The organism is Allorhodopirellula heiligendammensis (assembly GCF_007860105.1).
In the GTDB taxonomy this organism is placed as follows: domain Bacteria; phylum Planctomycetota; class Planctomycetia; order Pirellulales; family Pirellulaceae; genus Rhodopirellula; species Rhodopirellula heiligendammensis.
In genome coordinates this window covers 1014429-1035531 of record NZ_SJPU01000002.1, presented here as the reverse complement: position 1 = coordinate 1035531, position 21103 = coordinate 1014429, and the positions used below count along the sequence as shown (strand labels likewise).

General features: G+C 57.6%; 17 protein-coding genes. 10 read left to right on the top strand and 7 right to left on the bottom strand.

Annotated elements, in window-relative coordinates:
• Positions 1 to 56: 56 nt before the first annotated feature.
• Complete coding sequence (locus Poly21_RS14210) at positions 57 to 827, top strand: hypothetical protein (protein WP_146407632.1); 771 nt, start codon at positions 57 to 59, stop codon at positions 825 to 827.
• 1 nt (position 828) lies between these two features.
• Here Poly21_RS14210 and Poly21_RS14205 read toward each other — a convergent pair whose 3' ends face one another.
• Together Poly21_RS14205 and Poly21_RS14200 are read right to left on the bottom strand one after the other, a co-directional pair.
• Positions 829 to 2319 carry a hypothetical protein gene (locus Poly21_RS14205; protein WP_302118914.1) on the bottom strand — a complete coding sequence of 497 codons (1491 nt, stop codon included), beginning with the start codon at positions 2317 to 2319 and terminating at the stop codon, positions 829 to 831.
• Between the two features lie 106 nt (positions 2320 to 2425).
• Entirely contained in the window at positions 2426 to 3235 is an 810-nt protein-coding gene (locus Poly21_RS14200) for a phosphatidylinositol-specific phospholipase C/glycerophosphodiester phosphodiesterase family protein (RefSeq protein WP_146407631.1), read from the bottom strand.
• 268 nt (positions 3236 to 3503) lie between these two features.
• Here Poly21_RS14200 and Poly21_RS28315 point away from each other — a divergent pair, with 268 nt between their 5' ends.
• The 7 genes from Poly21_RS28315 to Poly21_RS14165 all read left to right on the top strand — a co-directional run bounded on the left by Poly21_RS28315 (position 3504) and on the right by Poly21_RS14165 (position 9145).
• Positions 3504 to 3884 (top strand): FAD-binding protein, encoded by a 381-nt coding sequence (locus tag Poly21_RS28315; protein ID WP_146407630.1) that lies wholly within the window; start codon positions 3504 to 3506, stop codon positions 3882 to 3884.
• Positions 3799 to 4188, top strand: a complete 390-nt coding sequence (locus tag Poly21_RS14190) for an FG-GAP repeat domain-containing protein (RefSeq protein WP_367302553.1) — start codon at positions 3799 to 3801, stop codon at positions 4186 to 4188. The genes Poly21_RS28315 and Poly21_RS14190 overlap by 86 nt, the downstream gene beginning before the upstream one ends.
• Positions 4189 to 4367: 179 nt before the next feature.
• Positions 4368 to 5429, top strand: a complete 1062-nt coding sequence (locus tag Poly21_RS14185; RefSeq protein WP_146407628.1) for an ATP-binding protein — start codon at positions 4368 to 4370, stop codon at positions 5427 to 5429.
• Positions 5426 to 6157 (top strand): HAD family hydrolase, encoded by a 732-nt coding sequence (locus Poly21_RS14180; protein ID WP_302118912.1) that lies wholly within the window; start codon positions 5426 to 5428, stop codon positions 6155 to 6157. The genes Poly21_RS14185 and Poly21_RS14180 overlap by 4 nt, the downstream gene beginning before the upstream one ends.
• Positions 6154 to 7443 (top strand): GTPase, encoded by a 1290-nt coding sequence (locus Poly21_RS14175; protein ID WP_146407627.1) that lies wholly within the window; start codon positions 6154 to 6156, stop codon positions 7441 to 7443. The genes Poly21_RS14180 and Poly21_RS14175 overlap by 4 nt, the downstream gene beginning before the upstream one ends.
• A complete protein-coding gene (locus Poly21_RS14170; RefSeq protein WP_146407626.1) occupies positions 7443 to 8663 on the top strand; it encodes a class I SAM-dependent methyltransferase in 1221 nt (406 codons plus the stop codon). Before Poly21_RS14175 ends, Poly21_RS14170 begins: the two co-directional genes overlap by 1 nt.
• Before the next feature lie 47 nt (positions 8664 to 8710).
• On the top strand, positions 8711 to 9145 hold the full coding sequence (locus Poly21_RS14165) for an OsmC family peroxiredoxin (protein ID WP_146407625.1): 435 nt from the start codon (positions 8711 to 8713) through the stop codon (positions 9143 to 9145).
• A gap of 149 nt (positions 9146 to 9294) precedes the next feature.
• On the opposite strand, the gene Poly21_RS14160 is transcribed toward Poly21_RS14165, so the two are convergent.
• Positions 9295 to 11280 (bottom strand): membrane or secreted protein, encoded by a 1986-nt coding sequence (locus tag Poly21_RS14160; RefSeq protein WP_146407624.1) that lies wholly within the window; start codon positions 11278 to 11280, stop codon positions 9295 to 9297.
• Between the two features lie 280 nt (positions 11281 to 11560).
• Positions 11561 to 12919: an outer membrane beta-barrel protein gene (locus Poly21_RS14155; protein WP_146407623.1), complete on the bottom strand. Its 1359-nt coding sequence runs from the start codon at positions 12917 to 12919 to the stop codon at positions 11561 to 11563.
• 382 nt (positions 12920 to 13301) lie between these two features.
• Here Poly21_RS14155 and Poly21_RS14150 point away from each other — a divergent pair, with 382 nt between their 5' ends.
• On the top strand, positions 13302 to 14558 hold the full coding sequence (locus Poly21_RS14150) for a mechanosensitive ion channel family protein (protein WP_146407622.1): 1257 nt from the start codon (positions 13302 to 13304) through the stop codon (positions 14556 to 14558).
• Complete coding sequence (locus Poly21_RS27560; RefSeq protein ID WP_302118910.1) at positions 14555 to 17230, top strand: hypothetical protein; 2676 nt, start codon at positions 14555 to 14557, stop codon at positions 17228 to 17230. Before Poly21_RS14150 ends, Poly21_RS27560 begins: the two co-directional genes overlap by 4 nt.
• Here the strand turns inward: Poly21_RS27560 and Poly21_RS14140 are convergent.
• From Poly21_RS14140 to Poly21_RS14130, 3 genes are all read right to left on the bottom strand, one after another.
• Positions 17172 to 17786: a zinc ribbon domain-containing protein gene (locus tag Poly21_RS14140; protein WP_302118909.1), complete on the bottom strand. Its 615-nt coding sequence runs from the start codon at positions 17784 to 17786 to the stop codon at positions 17172 to 17174. The genes Poly21_RS27560 and Poly21_RS14140 overlap by 59 nt on opposite strands.
• Positions 17787 to 18345: 559 nt before the next feature.
• Positions 18346 to 19122, bottom strand: a complete 777-nt coding sequence (locus Poly21_RS14135; protein WP_146407620.1) for a YggS family pyridoxal phosphate-dependent enzyme — start codon at positions 19120 to 19122, stop codon at positions 18346 to 18348.
• A gap of 6 nt (positions 19123 to 19128) precedes the next feature.
• Positions 19129 to 21063: a hypothetical protein gene (locus Poly21_RS14130; protein ID WP_146407619.1), complete on the bottom strand. Its 1935-nt coding sequence runs from the start codon at positions 21061 to 21063 to the stop codon at positions 19129 to 19131.
• Between the last annotated feature and the right edge of the window lie 40 nt (positions 21064 to 21103).

The window sequence follows — 21103 nt, the reverse complement described above, 5'->3', positions numbered from 1 at the left end:
TACGAACACCCTTTCGAATTTTTTGCTGTAACTCGTTTCACCCTTGTGGAGCACTGATGAGCCGAGCCAAGAAAATTATGAAGAGCCGTTGGCTGTGGGCTGGATTCAGCTTAGCCGCGGTGAGCGGCGTTGCGGTCTGTGGGGCCAGCTGGTGGGCGGTCGCCCAGTCACAGCAAGTTCCCGATTTCTACAAACGGGCGCGAAGCCAATCACAGGCGAACGTCGAGATTGCCAGGAATCAGTTCCAGCATGACGTCGAGCAGGTTCGCAAGCAATCTTTGCGGGGAGGGTTCTGGAAGGCCTCGTTCGGTGAGGATGAAATCAACGCGTGGGTGCAGAGCGAGTTCCCCGAACGGTTCGAGCGATTGCTGGCCCATGGTGTTACCGAACCAGCGATTGCGATTGAGAATGGTGAACTATTTGCCGCGGCCCGCTATGTTTCGAGCGGTTGGGATACCGTCATCTCCTGTCGATTGTCAGTCGAGATGACCGAAGAGCCCAATCTGTTAGCGATCGCTCTGTCGGACCTCAAGGCTGGCGCGCTACCGCTGCCGCTGGAACCTTTCGTGCGGAAGATCAGCAAAGAGGCCGCGATCGGTGACCTCGATATCCGTTGGGACTTCACGCAAGACGGTCCGATCGCCTTAGTCAAGATTCCTCAGGAAGATCCGAGGTTCGTGATCAAACCGCTGGTGATTGAGTCAATCAATCTGATCGCGGGCCAGTTGCAGTTGGACGGGCGGGGTGGGCAGGACGCTGCCAATGAGTATCAGCCTCGCGGTCCGCTGCACCGATTCGTTTCCTACCGAACACGCGAAATCCAATAACTCAATTGGATCCCAGGACGCCATTCTCATTCTCGACGATCTTTTGAAAATGGTCGATCAGGTTCGCGTCACCTAGCCGGACCAGATTCTCACGCAGAATGACATTCTCCAGGGTCATGACGAATCGTTCGTATTTGACGCGTTTCTCTTGCTCATCGAGCTGTCTCGATTCCGCTCGGCTCAGCTCCCGATACTTTGCATAGTCCGGGTGAGCCTCGATGGCGTGTATGAATTCCTCACTGCGCGAGGTCACCAATTCAATGCTGAGCGGGTTCATGAGATTCGCGAGTTCAGGCCAGCGTTGACGCAATTGTGATGAAATTTGCCGCCGCATACGATCGACGGGATCTTCTGGACGCCCGCGATAGCGACCTCGCGAGCGACCGCGTGAGCGGTTTTCGTTGACATGCGTTCCCGCCTCGCTCAACCGATCCTGACCCGTCAGTGAGAGTTGATCGGACAACCCTTCGAGAATGGCTCGCTCCGACGGAGTCGCAAGTTTCAGAATTTCATCGTAGGCCAAATCTCGCGGCAGAAGATCAGCATGCTTGTCGTCTTGGAACATGCTCTCGATACCGAGAAACTCCCCCGACGTGTTGATCGGCAAATCGATCGTGTCGCTGCTCAAAATGGTGTAAGCGTGAGCCTCATCAAACGAGATTCGACCGTCGTTATTGTAGTCTGGAGGCTCAATGGGTTGATTGACGCGATTGTGCCCAGCAATCGCTTCCCAGAAATAAGTGCTGTATTCGACGTAGGTCGCTTCATCGATTTCCGGCGTGCAACCGGCGGCGGGCCGATCGTGGACCGTCGCGAAGAATCCGCAGCGAGGCTGTTTGGATAGTCCTCGATCCGGGTTGCCCTCATTATAGATCAATCTCGCGAACCCACCGGCATGGCACTGCACCATGACCACGCATACCCGCACGCCGTCGGGAAGGGTGTCGAGCAACTTGGCGAGTTCGGCGACCTCCAATCGCTCGCCGTCCCACAGCGAAATGGAAGTGTTGTGCGGTTGATTCCGTGTCCGACTGTCATTCCCGTGGGACGTGACATATATGAGGAGTCGATCCCCGTTGTGGATCGACGGAGCCGCTTCGGCAAACCAATTCTGGATGTTCTTAACGCTCGTTTTGCCTATCACGTTGGGAATGCGGTGATTGCGATAGGACAACCCCAGATCGCTTTGACTGCCAAAGAACTCCGCCATCCATCGATTTGCTTTCGGAACAGATTTTCGGTCGATGACCTGAAGATCCTCGTCTGGGTCGTCCCCATCAGCAAAGAAGATGCTCTGCGAGCTGGCGGCGATCTCCTTTTCAGCCAACACGCGCTGCCAGAACAAAACGTTCCGTTCGAGCGAGGCTTGATTGCCTGATGGTGAGTATCCTCCGCCGATCACCAAGAAGTGATCTTTAGCACTTAACGGATCGGCCAAGGTGAATGAGAGCAACAGCAGCCCCGTCGTTGCTAGGATCCGATTCCGATTCATCCGGCGTTCTCTCTCTGCGAGGTGGTCGTGTCAAACTCTCTGGATAGTTTCGTATTCTAACTGATCTCAGATCGAAAAGCTGAATCGGCTTGCTTTTGCTTCGCAGCTACTCAGCAAGGAAGCGACTGAGACCTCGGAGGTTGTCAGTATTGATTTGGTCAACGCCTGCATCGCGGAGTACGCGCCACATGGCCGGATTGTCGGGGGTAGCCCAGAACCGAATCAGCCGGCCTCGCTCGTGGGCGTGCTCGACGATTCGCTTCAGCTTATCGCGTTCGGTCGCTGGAAAATCGCCTTTTCCTCGCCAGCTGAAGTAATGCGTCCAGTTGTCACTGAGCAGCGGCATCAAATCGGGGGCCATGTCACTGTCCAAATCCGAGAGTCGACCGTCAATGCCAGCGAACCGAGGAGATGCTGCCGTCATCATCTCGATGGGTCGGTTGCCGCTGATGATCGCAACGACCGGCCCGGGATGCAGCGTGCCGTCCTCCGACCAAGCAAACACGTCGCGATATTCACCAAGGAGTTGATTGATTGCTGTGAACGTTGCTTCCCCGTCTGTCTTGATATCAATCAACAGCGTGATGGGTTGTTTGTCCGCATACACGAATCCACCATTCTTTTCGATCCGCTGACGCAATGGATCAAGGTACAATGCACGCAGCGTGCGGTCAGGCGTCGTCTCATCACGCGAGTGAGCAACGAGCAATTCACCATCGTCGAGGATGACGTCGGCCTCGACGCTCATGAAACCCTGGTCGAGTGCATCGAGCAGCGGTCGCTCGTGCACATAATCATTGTGAGCATGGGCTTGACGACGCGGAGTGATTTCGGCTGCCTGAAGGCCGGTCGCAGCCCAACTGGCAGCGATCACAATGAGGGCGGTTAAAGTACGGCTCGAGGGACTCGAAAGCATGAGCAATGATCCACAAATAGAACAAGGAAGATGTCGTAACGTGATCCATTATGACTGACGGTCAACACCATATCGACCCTTCCCCCAGAGATCCTAACAATCAACTCAGGAGTCGATTGATTGGTGCTCATCCGACGGAAACGGACATCGTGGTGATCGGAAACGCGAGCGTTAACAATCCGGTGGCGGGCTCTGACTTGAATGAGAAAGGTGCGGAACGTGATTCGTTAAGCCGTCCGGGTAACGCCCCGCTCGATCCACTCGCAGTATGCTCGCAGGTCGATGGGTGGACGCGGCGACGCCGACACTGCGACAATCCGGATCAGAATGGACCGTTCGCGTCGGCGCCGGATGTCAGCTCAAAGATATTGTCAAGGAACTCGACCGACATGGTTTGACACTTCCGACGCTGGGACTCATTGATGAGCAATCCGTCGCCGGAGCCATCGCGACCGGCACGCACGGGTCGGGACGCCCGAGTCTCTCTCACTTCGTTAGCGCGATTCGAATCGCGTCCTGCTCCGGTGAGGGAGGCCCTGCGGATTTTCACTGGATTGACAGCGGTGAACCGCACCGCCTGCGGGCTGCAAGGTGTTCGCTGGGCTGCACGGGTCAATATGATGGGAGTACTCAATGCCAAAGCCGCTGACTTCGACGGCGACGGCGACATGGATATCGTCGCCTGTGCACTCCTGGCCGGTAGCACTGCGTCTGAGTTCGCCGCGTCCGGAGTCACGTCCTTGATGCTGCTTTTGCAAACCGAGCCCGGGCAATTCGAACCATCAAAAATTGAAAGTGGGCACTATGACCACATCTCGCTGGAGGTCGGCGACTTCGACGGTGACGGTACCGTGGATATTGCCGTGGGGAACTTTCTGAGGCAAGGAAGTGCCGAAACACCTGATCTCACAATCTGGTGGAATCACCCGCAGCAAGTCGCCAGCGGCGAGTGAGAAGGATTGGCGTATTGTTAGTAGTGGGGGTCCTACGTATTGTTTGTAGTGGGGGTCCTACGTAGCGCGGGCTCATCAGCGTAGGCGTCCCCCCCTTATCCTCGGTGGCTTGATCATCCGGGCGGGAGTGGTCACGATAGAGCGGTGATGTTTCCCGCCATCTTTCCGCTGAATTCCACATGATCCTTGCCGAGAAGACACGATCGTTCACCTTGGTGGTTTCCAAGGGCCAGTCGCGGAACCCTGCCAAGCGGGCGTTGGAACAGGCGATTGCGGACGCGGGAGGAAAAATCCCTGATTTGGAAGTGGTGGTGGTCCCTCACCTGTATGACCTGCCCAAGAACGGTGAGGCTGTGACGCGGCTGCGAGAAATCGAAGGCGACATCGTTCTCGCCAGTTGGATTTTTCCCCGTGCTGCTCACTGGGTCCTCGATCGAAACGGCATCGACGGCCGGGTGGGGGTCGTGGAATTGGGCAGTGACGAGTCAGACGATGAAACCGTGGGAGATGATTCAGCCAAACTCTCGACGGTCGCGAGCGACCAAGCTGGCAGTGAGCCCGACGCTGCCAGTGAGCCCGACGCTGCCAACGGGCCCGAGGCGGTACTGCGGATGACGGAGATGTATCCGCGATCCGAGCGGCAAATTTATTCCATTGACCTGCGGACCTCGGAAGATACCTCGGATTTTGTCGCTGAGGTTCACCGTATTCTGGGCATCGACTCCGCCGAGACACGCGCGCTCCCCATCGTGGGCGGGAGTATCGAATCGGTCGAGGAGACGACGGGCCGGCGTTGGTACCCGGTGATCGACTACAGCCGCTGTACAAACTGCATGGAATGCGTCGACTTCTGTCTCTTTGGGGTCTATGGTCTTGACGGCGCCGAGAGCATTCTCGTTGAACAACCGGATAATTGTCGCAAGGGATGCCCCGCCTGCAGTCGCGTTTGCCCCGAGAATGCAATTATTTTCCCGCAGCACAAAGCACCCGCCATTGCCGGGGCCGAAACTGAGGGCGACGAGGGTTTCAAAATCGATTTGTCGCAATTGTTCGGGGCCCCCGCCGGTAGCGATGATCCCATCGCGACAGCGGCACGTGAGCGTGATGAACAATTGCTGCTGGCCGGTCGCGGTACCGTCGGTGTCGACGCCGTGCTGCGAAAACGCCAAGCCGCTCGTAACTCCCAGCCCAAGGACGAGCTCGATCGGCTCGTCGATACGCTTGATGAGATGGAACTTTGAGTACTGACCCCAACCGATCGGACAGTGTGCCGACACCACCGGCGCCCGATGTTCGCGGCGTCGCGCTGGACATGGACGGTTTATTGTTTGATACCGAACGAATTTATTTTCAGGTCGGCGACGTGGTACTGCAACGTCGTGGCTTTCGGTTCAGCAGTGAGCTGCAGAAGCAGATGATGGGACGCGTTGGACTGAGCGCGATCGGCGAAATGATCGCCTTCCACCGGCTCGATGATGAGCCCGCCGCGTTACTCGCTGAGTCCAACGTTGTCTACGCGGAATTGCTGCTCGACCATCTCGAGCCGATGCCCAACTTGGAACGATTCATCGACCACCTCAGCCGCTCGGGGGTGCCCTTCGGCGTCGCCACCAGCAGCCAGCGACAGTTTGTCGAAATGATTCTGCCAACGACGACGTGGCATGATCAACTTGCATTTGTGCTGACGGGTGACGATGTCACGCACGGGAAACCACATCCAGAAATGTACCTCAAAGCCGCTGAACTGCTGGCGATCTCACCGGCCAACATGCTGGTGCTCGAGGACAGCGGCAATGGCGCGGCATCCGCGATTGCCGCGGGAGCGATCACAGTCGCGGTCCCCAACGAGCATTCGCACGATCAACCTTTTGATGGCGTCGATCTCGTCGCGGACACACTCGGTGACGAGCGGTTGTGGGCAATGTTGCCTTCTTCGTCCCCGCAGACGAACGCCGCCACGCGTTCATGACCCCGACCGTCGTCAGTCGATTGACAGCTGCTGGTCGATCCGCTGTCGCGGTGATTGGGCTATGCGGCCCTCGTGCGGAAGAATGTATCGCCGCTTGTTTTCAGTCGGCGACGAGCTCACGCTGGCGGGTCGGGCAAGTTCGCTATGGTACGTGGCGTCGCCCTCACAGGCCGACCGGCGACTCGATTGTCGGCGAATCGGTCGTGCTGACGCCGATTGGAGAGACACATTTTGAAATTCACGGGCATGGTGGTGCCGCCGCAGTTTCCCGAATCATTGACTCTCTGGTCCAGCTCGGTGCCACTCGCGTAGACGCAGCTACGTGGGACCGGCAGCTGAGCGGGTTGCAGCACACCTCTATCGAGCCGTTGCTCGCCGAGGCGGCACAGGTGCTCATCGCGTCGACGACGCGACCCAACGCGGCGATCGCGTTGCAGCAGTATCGTGGTGCACTGCTGACTTGGACGTTGGGCTGGATAGAACGACTGACTCAGCAACCTGAGGCCCTGCAACAACCCGACGCTCTGCAACAACCCGACGCTCTGCAACAACCCGAGGCTCTGGGCGAACTCAAACACGCTGCAGCGGAGTTATGGCAACGACGGTCCATTGGCCAGCATCTGACCGCCCCGTATCGTGTTGTTTTGGCTGGGCCGCCGAACGTCGGTAAGAGCAGTCTCGTCAATCGTATCGTCGGCTACGGGCGCAGCATCACGCACGATGAGGCCGGGACGACGCGCGACGTGGTGGATTGCGATACGGTCATCGCTGGGCTGCCGATTCGTTTGAGAGACACCGCCGGTATCCGTGCCGGTGGTGGTGTGATCGAGCGCGAGGGTATCCGCCGTGGCGCGGTGGCCATCGCGTCAGCGGATCTGATTCTAATCGTCGTCGATCCCACCACCATTGCCGAGCGGGCGGCGATTGAAACCACCATCGCTGGACTGACCGATACGGCGGACGTCTTGCGAGTGCTCAATAAATCAGACCAAATCGCCAATATCGACTTCATCGGCGGCGACGACCCCGGATGGATCCAGACCATCGCTACCTCACTCGACTCCGAGGTTGGCACGACGATCGAACGAGGCGGTCGGAATGGCGGCATCGATGGCTTGATTAGCGCTATCGCTCAGCGGCTTCGGCCCGACCCTCTGCCCGAGGGCGCCCCACTGCCGATCAACGAACGGCAATCGCAATGGATTGCGGCGATCGCGAAATCGAGTGACGCGACGTCGGCGCTAAGGTACCTACATAGCTTACGCAGTGGAGCGGATAACACGTGATGCCAACGGAGACCTTTCACCATAGCGCGCTCGGCGAGATGACACCGGCCTTATGTTCACGACTCGCTGAATTGAGTCATGATCCCGAATCGAAATCGAAGCCCGATTCGCTGACGTCGGCAACCCGCGCGGTGCTGATTGATATTGCGTCGTTGCAAGTCAAAGCGAATCGCACGCTTGGAGCTCCGGTGCAGCCGGAGGCTGCATGGTGGGTCACCCGTCAATCGCTGCAGCAATCGACACATCACGCTGTCGCGGCACTCAAAGCAACTTGGCTGGGTGCAGGGCTCGTCGTCGATCTATGTTGTGGCCTCGGCAGCGACTTGATTGCGATCGCCCGTCGCGGCCCCGCCTTAGGAGTCGACATCGACAGCGACGTGCTCGCCTATGCCGCCGCGAACCTAAAAACCGCTGCGGTTGCTGCACCGCTGCATTCAATCGATGTGACCACCGCAGCCGTGATGCGTTTGCTGGATGGATCGACTCTCATCCACGTCGATCCCGACCGCCGCGTCGATGGAAAGCGACATACATTGGCGAGTGATCTCGTGCCCGACTGGTCGCGTGTGACAGAGTTGTTGCGGTCATGCCGGGGCGGTCTGGTCAAACTCGCCCCCGCCACCGGCATACCGGACGACGCGGTCGGAAAATACCACCGGACCTGGATCGCCGCCGGAGGCAGCGTCCGTGAACAGACTGTCGTGGCGGGCGACGTGCTCGATCATCCGTGGCTTCAACAGCACAAGATGGCTGTCGGGGGCCGATCGGCAATTTCAATTCGTGACGGCGAAGCGAGTGTTTTCTCATTCGACCAGCACTTGGATTTCGCCATCGACTCCGCCGATGGTATTGGTCAGTGGATTATTGACCCTGATCCGGCGATCCGCGCAGCGGGTCTGACGGAGGCTTTCGCCGCGTCAACGGGCACGCGCCCGATCGGCGGCCCCAGTGGATTTCTCACCTGTGACGATGCAGCGGGATTGGCGAGTTGGCCTCAAATGGCCAACGCAGCCCAGGTGATCGATGTCATCGGCTGTGACGACCGCAAACTCCGCCGCTGGTTTCGAGCGCATAACGGGTATCCGGACCTCATCAAGGTACGTGGTGGCGATATGGACCCCGCCGCATTGAACCGCCGCATGAAATCATGTGGTCAGACTCCCATGGGCCTCTGGATCGGCCGCCAGGGCAAACGGACCTACGCCGCGATCACGCAGTGAAGTGGTATAGTGGATGATCACCACTAATCTGACCAGTGAGGGAGTAGATGATGCAAAGTACGGCGGTCGCAGTTTGGCGTGGAGGACTCAGCGAGGGCCATGGCAGTTTGTCCGGTGGCAACGAAACATTTCAGGGCGCGCCCTTCACATCGAATTTTCGTAATCAAGTCCCGGGGACTACGAATCCAGAAGAGTTGCTGGCTGCTGCCCACGCGAGCTGTTTCTCGTTGACCCTGTCGATGATTCTGAGCGGGGACGAGTTTGCGGTGGGAAAAATCGAAACGGAGGCCACTATCACGCTCGAAAAAACACCTGAGGGACTAGCCATCACGAAGTCTCATCTGAACGTTCATGCGATCGTGCCAGGCGCTGCACCGGAGCGATTCATCGAAGCTGCGAAACAGGCTGAGATCGAATGCCCGATCTCAAAGTTGATTCAAGGCGGCGTCACAATGGAAGCGCACCTGATCGACATCGGTTGAGTGAGTCGACTTGATACCGCCAAAATGAGCTGAGTGTCGTCAGGCACCTGGCCAGCGTCGCGAGGCCGGCCGCTGACGCGTCTCGGCTCTCCAAATCCACAGCCCCATGGACGGTCCGCTACTCTCCAACGAAGCGGTCCGACGCACCTCTAGTGCAGTAGGAATGCGTTGAGATTCCAGCCGGTTTCGGTTGTTTCGACGTAGCTTGACGCATTGCGAAAGAAACCTTTTACCTGGTCGTACGGAGGCCACTGAGACGCATTGGGATGCTCGGGCTCTTCTTGCTCTTCGTCTTTGAACATCCGCCGTATGATCGCTGAGAGCACTGAGTCGTTGTCGCGGAGTTCTCCGCGGCGACGAAGTTCATATTTTGTTTCGAGTGACTCTCCCAGGCGAACAATTCGCTGAATGGCAATTTGATCGGCACCAGACTCTTTGGTCGTTTTGAACAGCGCTTGAATATCGGCTTGGTCGGCTAACCCGTCCCCAGCTCCGGACTCGATGCGCTGGGCAGCCTCGATCAAGAGGTCGACATGGCTGGCGAACATCAGATAGGAAGTGTCGGACCCCGCCGCTTTGCCGACCATGGCGATTGCCCAAGTATCGAGCAGGGGCGTCTGTTTCTCCTCAGGTTCGTCGAAGTCAGCGAAATCGTCGAAGAAGACCTCTTCCTCCAGTTGGTCTTCCGCCCGCTCGACCTTCCAAATATTGACGCCAGGAACGGTGTCCACCAAAGTGACATCCGGCTCGACTTCCATCGCCTTCTTTACTGCTTCGTTGATCGCCGTCTCGTCGGTTACCTCGATGGCGACCAGCATTCGCTCGGACTCGGTGGTTGCCGGCTCTGTGTTATCGGTGAGTAGTAGCAGGTGCTCTCCCAGACTGGGCAACACGTTTTTTTCGAGGTCAATCTGCGGGCCTTCCTCGTCATCGCGTATACCCGCGAGGGTGGGGCGGAAAATCTTATCGTTGAACGCCTCGTCCACCAATGTTTCCAACGCCCAAAAACCCTCTTCGATCTTCCAATTAATTTGTGTCGCAGTCGCGATGGTTTTAGGGATCCAGCGAGGCAACGGGCGCATATCCTCGTTGGGGAATTGCAGTATCCGGGCGGCTTGGCGATAGCGATCGGGCTGATCGGTGACCGCCGGGGCGTGGATGTAGCCGCGATGCAAGAGGTCATATTGCCCTTGGGCAACGACGACGGTACCGCCCATTGCCTGGACTGCATCGAAGCCTTGGTTTTCAAGTAGATTGAGAATTTTCACCTTGTTCCCGCGATCAACCTTGGTGACATCGCGAATGATACGTCCCATCGCGATCGGTCGCACGTACCACTGCACAGTGCTGCCGGGAGTGTCAACGGTGATCCGCTCGGCGACTTGATCGTTAACAGTCTGGTAGAGTTCGGCGTCGGCGATGGGATCTGCCAATCCACCCTGCGGGATCGCTTCGAGAATATCAAAGACAACGGAGTCTCGGTTCGCGGCGATCATACGATCTTGCGTGATCACAATCACGACCTGCTCGATTTTCAATTGTCCCGGACGCACCTTGGGTTTGTAGATTCGCACCGTCTCACCGGACTTTTGCACATCGCTACGCGTGGCTCCATCGGCTTTCAATTCACGATCGATCCGCTCAGCGATCTTGACGGCCTCATCGTGGTTGCCACGAATATCTGCAACGATGGAGAGGCAGGAAGGACGGCGACGCTCGTTTTCAAAGGGCAGCCAAGCTGCGACGACTTCGCCCGAAGCAATGTTGCACAGATCTTTAGGACGCACGCCAATTTTGTCGCCGACGTTGTTCCACATCGAGCCGTTGGCGCCGAAGTTGGCTTCCAAAAGCGGTCCCATAACATCGTCTTGCCCCAACTTGTGCAGCGTCGTGTTCTTCCACACTTCGCATAGCGTCGGCATCTCGGCCACACGCACCACTCCTGCGGCGTCGCCGGAGAAGAGACGTAATCCGCTGACGAATTCGTCGGCAGAGCAGCGGCGGGTACAGCAGGTCAGACACACCTGAACGACGCTCAATGCGATCGTAAGGAGGACGAAATTTCGGGGTCGCTGGGACCACGCCTGGTCGCTGCAGTGAATTGAAAAACGATGGGTCACGTCAGGTTCCGCCATGAGTTGTTCGAAGCAGTGGAATGGAGCATGATATCGCGCAAGAATTGCCAGCGTAATAGTGCCTGCAAGCTCACGAGATCGCCCTTCGGACAAACCCCCTCTTCCGGGGGCCAGCGGCTTCGATGGTGCGTTGGCACCGCAGTCAGCCTGCCTGTGGACGACGTTAACCCATTACCTAGCCTTCGATCAACCGCCCAACTCCCGTGAAGCGGCCCCACTTGGAGCCTGCTTTGGTGGGTGACCTTTGCTACGAAAAACGACCCGTTTTGCCACTGATCTCTTAGAAAAAGAAGATCGAATCGATTCCAAACGTCGTCTGCTGGTCAGCATTATTGGCGAGAATTCCCGCAGCATCACCATCGATCCAGTCCCAGCGGACTTCGGGCCGGACCATGATATTCGCGTGTGGTTTGATATTGATCCCCAGGGTGCAGTCGTAGATCTCCACGTCGTTGGCGAAAATTCCCTTGGCATCGTACCACTCGAAACGCCCCCCGAGGGCCAAGTAATCGTTCACGGTATAGAGAAGATAGCTGTTGTAGCTGAATGTATCTCGGACGGAGGTTCCCGCGCCGTCTTCGGTTTGCAGCACATCGATTTGGTTGATGTACTGAATCCGATCGGTGATCGTGGCTTCGGAGACGATGGAGTGCAGGAAGCCTCTCTCACTATCGGCCCCGTCGGGGAACGCCTTGCTCATCCGGCCATCACTGGTCGTGTAGGTGAGCCGATAGTGATCTGTCACCGCCCATGAGATGCCCCCCATGAACGTATCTCCATTGTCTTCAAAGCCACCGTTCCAACCTAAGGTGTAGCCCCCGTAGAGTGTCAAGTCAGTGCCCACGTTGTACTTGGCCAACGCACCCGTATTGGTGAACGGTTCGCTGTGGTACATCGTGTACGTGTGGCTATAGAAAAAATTGTCTGGAGCAGCAACGGTCTCGTACCCAACGATGCTAAAGAAGTGCCCGATTTTGACAGATAAGTCACCGTAGCCGACCTCACCATAGGCCTGCGGGAGAGCTTGTCCGTAGCCGCTGTTGTCAGGGCCATTGTCCCAATTATTGTCCCACGAACCATTATTGATCCCGAAGGCTTGGGTATCAGGGCCGTCGGTGCCGTAGATGTAATCGACACGTCCACCGAAATCGAGGCCGTTGCTTGTGTCGAGCCGCTTTTCGGCGTAAACCCACATTTGCTGCAACTGGACCTCGTTGGGCCGGCTATTGAACATCGGCAAGGCCTCGTCGAAGTATCCCAGCTGGGCCCAGCCACCGGCAACGAGGCCACTGGATTGTCCGAAGAGGCTGAACCGCTTACTAAAATCGTGTTGGCATCCATTGACGAGCAGCCCACCGACTTCGTCGTCCGCACACTCGTAGTCGCCCCCATAACCGCCATCGACGATATGCTCCGTCGTGTAGCTCGAGATCAGATCGTCGCTGACCTCATACTCGTCGTGATTTTCAAACCCGATCCGCTCGATGGGCGCATCGGCGGTGGGGTCCTGCTGAAACACAGCGTCGGAGACAAAGGTATCCTGAGCCGAAAGCATCGATGCGGTTGGCCCAACGGCACCCCACGTCGCAGCTGTCGCTCCGCCAATTGCCAACCATAATGCAAATCGTTTTGTCATCATCTTTTGTGGATCCTTCCCCGATGGCTCCCTCGATTCGCCGCAGCCTGCATCGTGCTCATCCCCTGCCAGCGATTCTAACGCGACCGAACCAGGAGCTTTCCCCCCGCGTGGAAAGCGGGGACGTTGAGTAACACAAGTTTTGAAATCAAGGATTAACGTCTCAACCATCGTATCGGCCCGTATAATCGTCAAAATTAAGACGATCGGCAGGAAAAGACCAATCCCACCGGAAAACGCCAGCGATGATGTTAAGCTGTACCGGTTAGGGCGAGGATCCGAATCATTTTAACATCTGCCCACGCGAGCTGGCGAAACACCGTCCTCCCCTGTGCCCCAGAAATATTTCCTATACCGACACGTGTACACCAAGGTTTCCCAACAGATGAGTTTGCTTCGCTTCGTACTCATGACTGCATTGCTGCTCGGTTGCCTGTGCGAAATGCAATCGGTTTCGGCGCAGCAACCCAGTGCGGTGGAAGAAACCGGCCCGCCTGCGGCGGTCAAAACGGTGGGAGTGGACGATGTCGCGTCCGATGCAGCGATCTCGACGCGGCTGCGACGTATATTTGAATCCTCGGGCTATTTCACCGATTTGGAAGTCGAGTCGGACAGCGGCATCGTCACCCTCAGGGGGATCGCCGACAACGACGAACACCGGCAGTGGGCGACCAGCGTCACGCAACGAACGCAAGATGTCATCGCGGCGATCAACAAGCTGGAGATTAGTTCCACGGTTGATATTTCGTCTAGCAGAGAGTTGGTCCAGCAGAGTCTGGGGGCGTTATGGACCGAGTTTCTCGTCCGATCTCCGCTGCTGGTGGCGGCTCTGATTGTTATTCTAATTACTATCCTGCTGGCAAAATTCACAGGCTGGTTGCTCGTCAAGGTACTCGGTGGCCGTGGGATTCGCCTCAGTCTGCAAGATCTTATTCATCAACTCAGTTCGCTCGCCATTTGGATTGTGGGGATACTGACCGCGACAGTCGTCGCCTTTCCTGGCATGACACCATCGAAGGCACTGACTGTGTTGGGCCTGGGGTCGGTTGCGATTGGATTTGCCTTCAAAGACATCTTCGAAAACTTCTTCGCTGGAATGCTGATCCTGTGGAAATACCCCTTTGATCGAGGTGATTTCATCGAGTGCGAGGGGCTGACCGGCAAAGTGGAGAAGATTACGATCCGCAACACTTTAATCCGCGGTCTCGATGGTGAACTCTCGGTGATCCCCAACGCGACTTTATTCAAAAACAACGTCGACGTCTTGACCAGTCAGCCCCAACGCCGCGTTCGAATTATTTGCGGGGTGGCTTACGGCGAAGATGTTGATGCCGCACGCGAAGTAATTCGAAACGCCATGCAAGACTGCGAAACGATTCTAGGCGTTCGCACCATCGAGGTGTTTGCGCAGGAGTTCGCCAGTTCCAGCATCAATTTTGAAGTCGTGTGGTGGACGGGGTCAAAGCCAACTGACATTCGGCGCAGTCGCGATGAAGTCATCGCGGCGATCAAACGTGGCCTCGATTCTGCCGGGATCGAGATTCCGTTCCCCTACCGCACGCTAACCTTCCAAGATGCCTCCATCGCCGCTGCGATTGGCAGCAAAGTGACAGGCGCAGAACACCGATCGCCGGATGCATGACGCGCACACAGCGATTCAATCTCGGTACCCTACGTCAGCGACTTTCGACGCATGCTGCGCTGCCCGCCTTGATTGCTCCCTGGATAGGACCGGTGTGTTTGCTGGCGATCTTCGCAGGGGTACTCAGCGGTCGAGACCGCCTAGCTTTTCGTGATGTGGGTTACTTCTACACGCCACTTTATCAGTACGTCGCTGAGCAATGTCACGGCCAGAGTTGGGGAGCTTTCGGCAACGCGTTGTGGAACCCCGCCGACCAAACCGGCATGCCGTTGGCTGGCGAAACCACGACCGCCGTATTCTATCCGTTGCGAATGCTGGTCTACGCGCCAGCTTGGTCAGCGGAGATCGCAATGGGTGTGTATGTGGTGCTGCATTTGGTCATCGCCTCGCTAGCAGCTTATCTGGCAGCTCGTCGATTTCGATGTGACCCCGCCGCTGCGGCCGTTGCAGGTGTGGTCTACCCGCTCTCTGGAATGGTATTGTTTCTGGCAACCAACCCGCCATTTTTGGTTGGTGCCGCTTGGCTGCCACTGTTGCTAACACCTCTGATTGATTGGCGGACGACACTGCGATTTTCAGGTGTCGGGGTGTGTGCTCGCCACATCATGCGATCAGCCGACGACCACGAACCACAGCACCTCGATCGCCCCCGCGGGGGCTTCGTATTCCTTCGACATGCGACTCAGATCCCGTGGTGGCGTGCGGCGGTGGTTCCGGCCATAGCGATGGCGATGATTCTGTTGGGCGGTGATCCACCCACGGCGTTGCACGCGATGATTCTGGCCGTGGTCGTGCAAGCGTCCCAGCTGGGCAGGGAGTGGTGGCGGGGATTGCGACCGCCCAACGAGCTCCTGCGGATCTCGTCGGCAATTTTGATCCAGATGGTGACCATCGTTCTCTTGGCGTCGGTATTGGCGGCACCACAACTGGCTGCGTCCCTCGCTTGGTCAGCGCGGAGCGACCGCGTGCAACATGAAGGTGTTTCCGGGACAGCAAAGATTCATGCGGAAGCCTATGCATTCTCGGTGCCGCCATGGCGGTTCGCAGAACTGCTGGCACCTAACCTGTATGGATCGCCATGGCCGACGAATACACGTTGGGACCGACTCGTGTTCGATGGGGGGCGTACGCGATTGGAGACTGCGCTCTGGACGCCAACGCTTTACAGCGGAATGCTGCCACCATTGTTGTTTGTGCTGTTACTTGTTGGCTGGTCGCGGCGAACACCATCGGCGATGGTGACCCTGTCTCGCGATGGGATGGCGATGCTGATCATATTGGCGCTATCGATGGCCGCTGCGATGGGAGCCTATGGGCCGCTGTATCGCGGGCTCCATGAATTCCTGCCCGGCTACGATTCATTGCGATACCCTGCCAAATGGTTACCCTTTGCCGCTTTCGCGTTGGTGATCTGGTCGGCCAAGCTGGTCCGGCGGGACCGCGTCAAGCGGCAGTACGACAAGGGCAGATCGACCATCGATGAGCCGGGCTACCCCACTCACATACTTGTATGGGTATTGGTTGCAATTGGGTTCGTGCTCGCTTCCGTATTGGGAGCGACGGCGATCGGGCGGCTACAGGGGCGGGTCAGCGATCCATTTTGGGGTCCATTTGTTCCGGAATTGGCCAATTACCAGTTCCTATTTTCCATGGGGAGTGTACTCGTGGCCGTCGCTCTGATGGCGGGACGGCGCCGCTCGTGGTGGTGGGTGGTGTGGGTTGCCGTGGATCTGGGAGTAGCGCACTGCCAACTCGTGCCGACGATTGAGCGGGCTGCTGAATCAAGATTACTCACAGGCCAGCAGAACGAGTCATCTGAGATCCGGTGGATGCGTGTGATCCAGGACGGTGGTTACCCTCAAGAGTGGTCGGAACAATCCGACGGCGACCGTATGCTGACCGTCGAAGCGGGGCTACGGCGAGCGAGATTCGGTCGCTGGCATTTGGAACATGGAGACGCGGTGGTCAACAACCTGGTCTCAATCGGGACAAGGGAATTGGCTGAGTTTTGGTATCACGCCAAGTCGATGGATCGAGTGAACCGTTCGTTACCCGAGCATCATTGGCGAGGTTGGTGCCGACTGCTCGGCGTGGGTGGATTGCTACGTTGTCGTGGTGGTGATCTGGCGGCACCGTCGACAACCGCTCAGCATGTTTTGCCTGCCGTGACCTGGGAGCCACTGAATGGGGCAGAATCGGTCATGCCTGACAAACTCTCCATTCGACGTCGCGTCGACGCGATCGATACGGATCGGGCTGCGGCGTGGCGGAAACTTCTGGAGGAGTACGCGGATGAGCGAGCGGGCGTAGCTGCGAGGATCCCACTGCGAATTTGGGAATCGCTGCACTCGCAATCGGAGACCGAGGGTATCACGTCGGCAGTACTTTCGCGGCACGTTTACCAGGACGGGAATTGGTCCGCGACGCTCACTCCGCTAGACACCAACTCGCCACCACAGTTCGCAGAGGTGTTCCCACTCGACTTTCTCTCCCAAGGTGTCCTGTGCCCGTCTGGTCGGTGGCGAATTGAATTCATCTATGCGCCTTGGTGGCACCGGCCCGTACTACTGCTCGCAGCGATCGGCTGGCTCGCTATCACGTTGGGATACCTGGTCAAACGAACTCGTATTGCAATGCGTCGTCGATCGCTGCTTCATATTCGGCAGCGGTGAGTTCGAGCAGATCACGCATGACTTTAAGCGTCCCTAGCTTTTCGTCAGACAGATCTTCTTCACCTGCGGTGGCTGCCAAAAACATGCCCTGGAGGGCCAACATCCGCTGCTGCGGCGTCCATCGTTTGGAGACGCTCAGCACGTAGTTACTCGCTTTGATGCCGGATTGTCGGGCAATTGATGACAACCGTCCGAGTTCCTCCCTGTCCAGTGGCCGATCAAACAGGGTATCCGCAATCATTTGAAGAGATTGGATCTCGGGTTCGGTGATGGTGTCATCGACGAGGGTCATCAAGACGGTTGCCCGAATCGCCTCATCACGAAATTGATCTTCGCGGACCTGCTCGTGCGTCGCCTGGTCCATTTCGAGTACCGTCTCATCCCAGCTCGACCGACATCCATCACAATGCACGAAGGTCTCTGCACCGCCGATTGGGACCGTCGGGATAAAATACAGCGTCAGAAAAGGACGCCGAGACCGCAATCGATAGGTCCGAGAAGCACTACAGGTGGGACAATAAAAATCCCCACGCTCCCGCGTGCGAGTCAGATTCATGGTGCCGATCAAAATCATGTCCAGAATCAATATCGAGGTGGAGAGCAGGTGTCACGAAACTCGCAGCGGCGCGCTCTCGGGTAGCCTGTCGAGGATTGTGGCGTTGCAACGCAGACTAAGAATCATCCGCCACTGTGATGATACCATTTTACCTCACGCCGCCTGATCATGGAAACGGAAAGCCCCACCCTGCCTCCTGCGAGACGAGACAATCCATCTCAGATAGACTCGGTAGCCTGTTCGCAGCCCTCCGATCGCTTGCCCAACGCGGCGTCACGAGATGCCCTGTTTGGGTAGGTGACCACGATCTCGGTGCGGGCCAGTGGATTTGTGACCCTGGGGGTGCGAGACGTGATTTTATAAGGTCGCGCAAAGAGCAAGTGAAATGGAGGCGATGATTAATCGCCGTGACTTCCTTCACGATCCATTGGAAGTCCTCATGGCTGACGTCCGGATTCGAGAACAGAAATTATTTCCCGAACCGCCAGCGACGGCAAGGCAGTGATTTCCTAGCGATGAAGTGAGCGTCCGCTCCCTCAATTACAATCTCAGTCAACCTCTAAAGCAAACCCTCAAACAGGCTTGAACCGATACGAACCAGGGTAGCCCCTTCGGCGATTGCCGCGGCGTAGTCACCGCTCATGCCCATGGAGAGTTCAGGGAAATCAACATCGGTTTGATCCACCAGCGAATCGCGTAGTTCTCGTAAACGTGAAAATTGGGGTCTGGCCTGGTGCGGGTCGGTGCCCCAGCCTGCCATGCCCATCAACCCCACAATCTGAACACCATGCGATGACGAGGAGCGATCAGGCCTCGCAAAAAAACGCTCCACCAATCCCGGTAATTCCGTTGGAGGCAAACCCGTCTTTGCCTGATCGCCGCTGACATTCACTTCGATCAGCACGTCAACCGATGTTTCCTGCCGCCGGGCTTCGGCGAGAACCTCATCGAGCAGTCGTTCGCTATCGATCGAGTGCACCAGCGGCTTGACGGTCAGTAGCCGCCGCACTTTGTTTCGCTGCAGATGACCGATCTGATGCCATTGGATTTCGGTAGCGACGTCGGGGCGGTGCTCCGCAAACCACGTCGCCTTTTGATCGAGCAATTGAGGGCGATTCTCGCCCAGATCGCGGCAACCGGCATCGACGAGCCAACTTGTGATCAGAGCGTCGACATACTTTGAAACGCCCACGATGTGGACCTCGTCTACTTGGCGTCCGGCCGCGGCAGTCGCCTCCGCAACATTCAGGCAGACCCGTTGCCAGTTCTCGGCGATGCGTTGCCTAGCATCCGCTGCCGAACAGGGTAGCTGCTTGCTCTCAATGAGTTCCGCCATGTCGGACTACTCCCCCGCATCCACAGTCACGAGTTCTTCCATCCCGCCGTCACCGGGGTGGAAACGAGCCGCAAAGAAATCAGCAATCAGGTGCTTGCCCATGATCGAACGCGGTCCCCGGCCCGACATGGAACGGTAGACGAACCAATGCTCGCTACCGATTTGGACACGGAACGCTGCGGCGATATGGCGTGGAATGATGGCGAGATCCTCAGCAATGGTGAGTTGCCGCCAGGTTCGTTTGCGGCGGAAACGGCGCGGTTGAAAGTCCAACCACAGCGGTGAGTAGACGGCTCCGCTGCCTGTCGTTGTGACCACGAGATGCTGATCTTCGGAGAGAAAGGCATGACAGCTCGATGGACCGACCTTCCATTCGCTTGAAGCCAGCGGCATGAATAGCACACGGGCTTTCTTGCCATCACTCAACACTAATTCGCGTGTCTCGGCATCCTCTATCACTTCAATGCCTGCGGCCAAGGGCAGCCGACTGACACACCGAATCTCGCGGTTGTCGACCACACCTACCCCAGTCTCCTTACGGTTCGCTTGCGTCGACGGCAGCACCGCGTCGGACACCATCACGCAGCGGTCGTCGCGGACCATCATCCACTGACGCTGCAGCACGACGCCACCGGTAAAGGGTTGCTCGAGTTCGATCAGATGTACATCGTCGTCGGAGTATTCACAGGTGCACTCCCATTTGCCCGCGGGTTGTTGGAGCTCACCATCGACCTGGATCATCGATTGATGCGTGCCCTTGAGCACCGAGCGGCGACCGGCGGTGACCTCCACCTCGACATCGGCACCTGAATAGTTGAGGAAGGTTCGTCCGCGTCGCACGTCCCACTCCGGCAACATGGCGGCAACGCCACTCCGCTCGCTATGCCACATTGTTTCAGGCAGGGATACCTCCCACGCCAATCGGCCGCCAGAGTGGCTTTGGCCAAGTGCCGCAGCCATTGCCGGTACAAGCGTTTCGGAATCAAAATCACTCCCCGCCCGCATCAAACCATGCAGGTCAGGCGGCGAAGCCTTCTTCAATGACCCGAAATCACTCCGGCACGCCGAGACGGCAGCATCGGAAAATACTTGCGTCCCATCATGTCGCGCCAGGACCGCCATCCAGGTAGCGAACTCAGCGGCAATCTCACGTTCACGCTTACTCCACCTGCGTTTGGTTGGTTTCCCAAGAAGACGTACCAGGCGTTCACACCGCACAAGAGAGGCGACGATCAATCGCAACTCCTGCGGACGGACCAGTGACCGATCGATCGATTCACCTTCGCCCTGAAGAAATCCAGACACTGCTTCCAACGCGGCGAATGCAACTTTCGGGCAGGCTGGCAATGGAGCGAGTCGCCAGGCGAGTGTCAGCCCGAGTTCACCGGCCAACACTAGGTGCAGGGGGCAGGTAGTGTCGGAGCCGAGGGAGGCGTCGGCGCGAACCTGCAGCAGCTGCTCGCCACACTGCCACCACGTTTCGGCCGGCAGGATCTGACTGAGAGCCGGCATGGCAGCAGCCCACAAAACCGTTTCGCTGGCCTCAATGCCAGTCATCTGATCAGAAAAGATACCATCGATCAGTCCGTTCGCCTCCTCGACGAGTAGTTCTCGCTCGCCAGCGGTGAGCGCACCGATCGCTTCGCCAGAGTTGCAGGTCGCAAGTTCTGCTAACTTGCGTTGGAGAACCGTCGCTGGCCCCTGCATCGCGGTGGCGAAACCCCAGCGGTAGATCGCACCGTCGCGTGCATCGTCACCCCAGACATCTTCAGCCGAACGGCCGACCGCTACGTTGCTGCTCAGATCCTGCCGCAGTGCGTCCCAATGCGAAGTGTCCAGCGGCATGCCGAAATCAAGCTGGACTGACTCGCTTTCGGGAGCAACAGCTAATGATTTCTTGCTGCGTTTGCGTTTCTTGGGCGTCGTGGGAGTCAATGTCATGGACCGATCGGCGGACAACGGGGATACTGAGGGCGTCACG

Bases quoted from the DNA above. Each gene is read 5' to 3' on its own strand.
- Poly21_RS14210 (WP_146407632.1), top strand. From the start codon at position 57: ATGAGCCGAGCCAAGAAAATTATGAAGAGCCGTTGGCTGTGGGCTGGA.
- Poly21_RS14205 (WP_302118914.1), bottom strand. From the start codon at position 2,319: ATGAATCGGAATCGGATCCTAGCAACGACGGGGCTGCTGTTGCTCTCA.
- Poly21_RS14200 (WP_146407631.1), bottom strand. From the start codon at position 3,235: ATGCTTTCGAGTCCCTCGAGCCGTACTTTAACCGCCCTCATTGTGATC.
- Poly21_RS28315 (WP_146407630.1), top strand. From the start codon at position 3,504: ATGCTCGCAGGTCGATGGGTGGACGCGGCGACGCCGACACTGCGACAA.
- Poly21_RS14185 (WP_146407628.1), top strand. From the start codon at position 4,368: ATGATCCTTGCCGAGAAGACACGATCGTTCACCTTGGTGGTTTCCAAG.
- Poly21_RS14175 (WP_146407627.1), top strand. From the start codon at position 6,154: ATGACCCCGACCGTCGTCAGTCGATTGACAGCTGCTGGTCGATCCGCT.
- Poly21_RS14170 (WP_146407626.1), top strand. From the start codon at position 7,443: ATGCCAACGGAGACCTTTCACCATAGCGCGCTCGGCGAGATGACACCG.
- Poly21_RS14165 (WP_146407625.1), top strand. From the start codon at position 8,711: ATGATGCAAAGTACGGCGGTCGCAGTTTGGCGTGGAGGACTCAGCGAG.
- Poly21_RS14160 (WP_146407624.1), bottom strand. From the start codon at position 11,280: ATGGCGGAACCTGACGTGACCCATCGTTTTTCAATTCACTGCAGCGAC.
- Poly21_RS14155 (WP_146407623.1), bottom strand. From the start codon at position 12,919: ATGATGACAAAACGATTTGCATTATGGTTGGCAATTGGCGGAGCGACA.
- Poly21_RS14150 (WP_146407622.1), top strand. From the start codon at position 13,302: ATGAGTTTGCTTCGCTTCGTACTCATGACTGCATTGCTGCTCGGTTGC.
- Poly21_RS27560 (WP_302118910.1), top strand. From the start codon at position 14,555: ATGACGCGCACACAGCGATTCAATCTCGGTACCCTACGTCAGCGACTT.
- Poly21_RS14140 (WP_302118909.1), bottom strand. From the start codon at position 17,786: ATGAATCTGACTCGCACGCGGGAGCGTGGGGATTTTTATTGTCCCACC.
- Poly21_RS14135 (WP_146407620.1), bottom strand. From the start codon at position 19,122: ATGGCGGAACTCATTGAGAGCAAGCAGCTACCCTGTTCGGCAGCGGAT.
- Poly21_RS14130 (WP_146407619.1), bottom strand. From the start codon at position 21,063: ATGACATTGACTCCCACGACGCCCAAGAAACGCAAACGCAGCAAGAAA.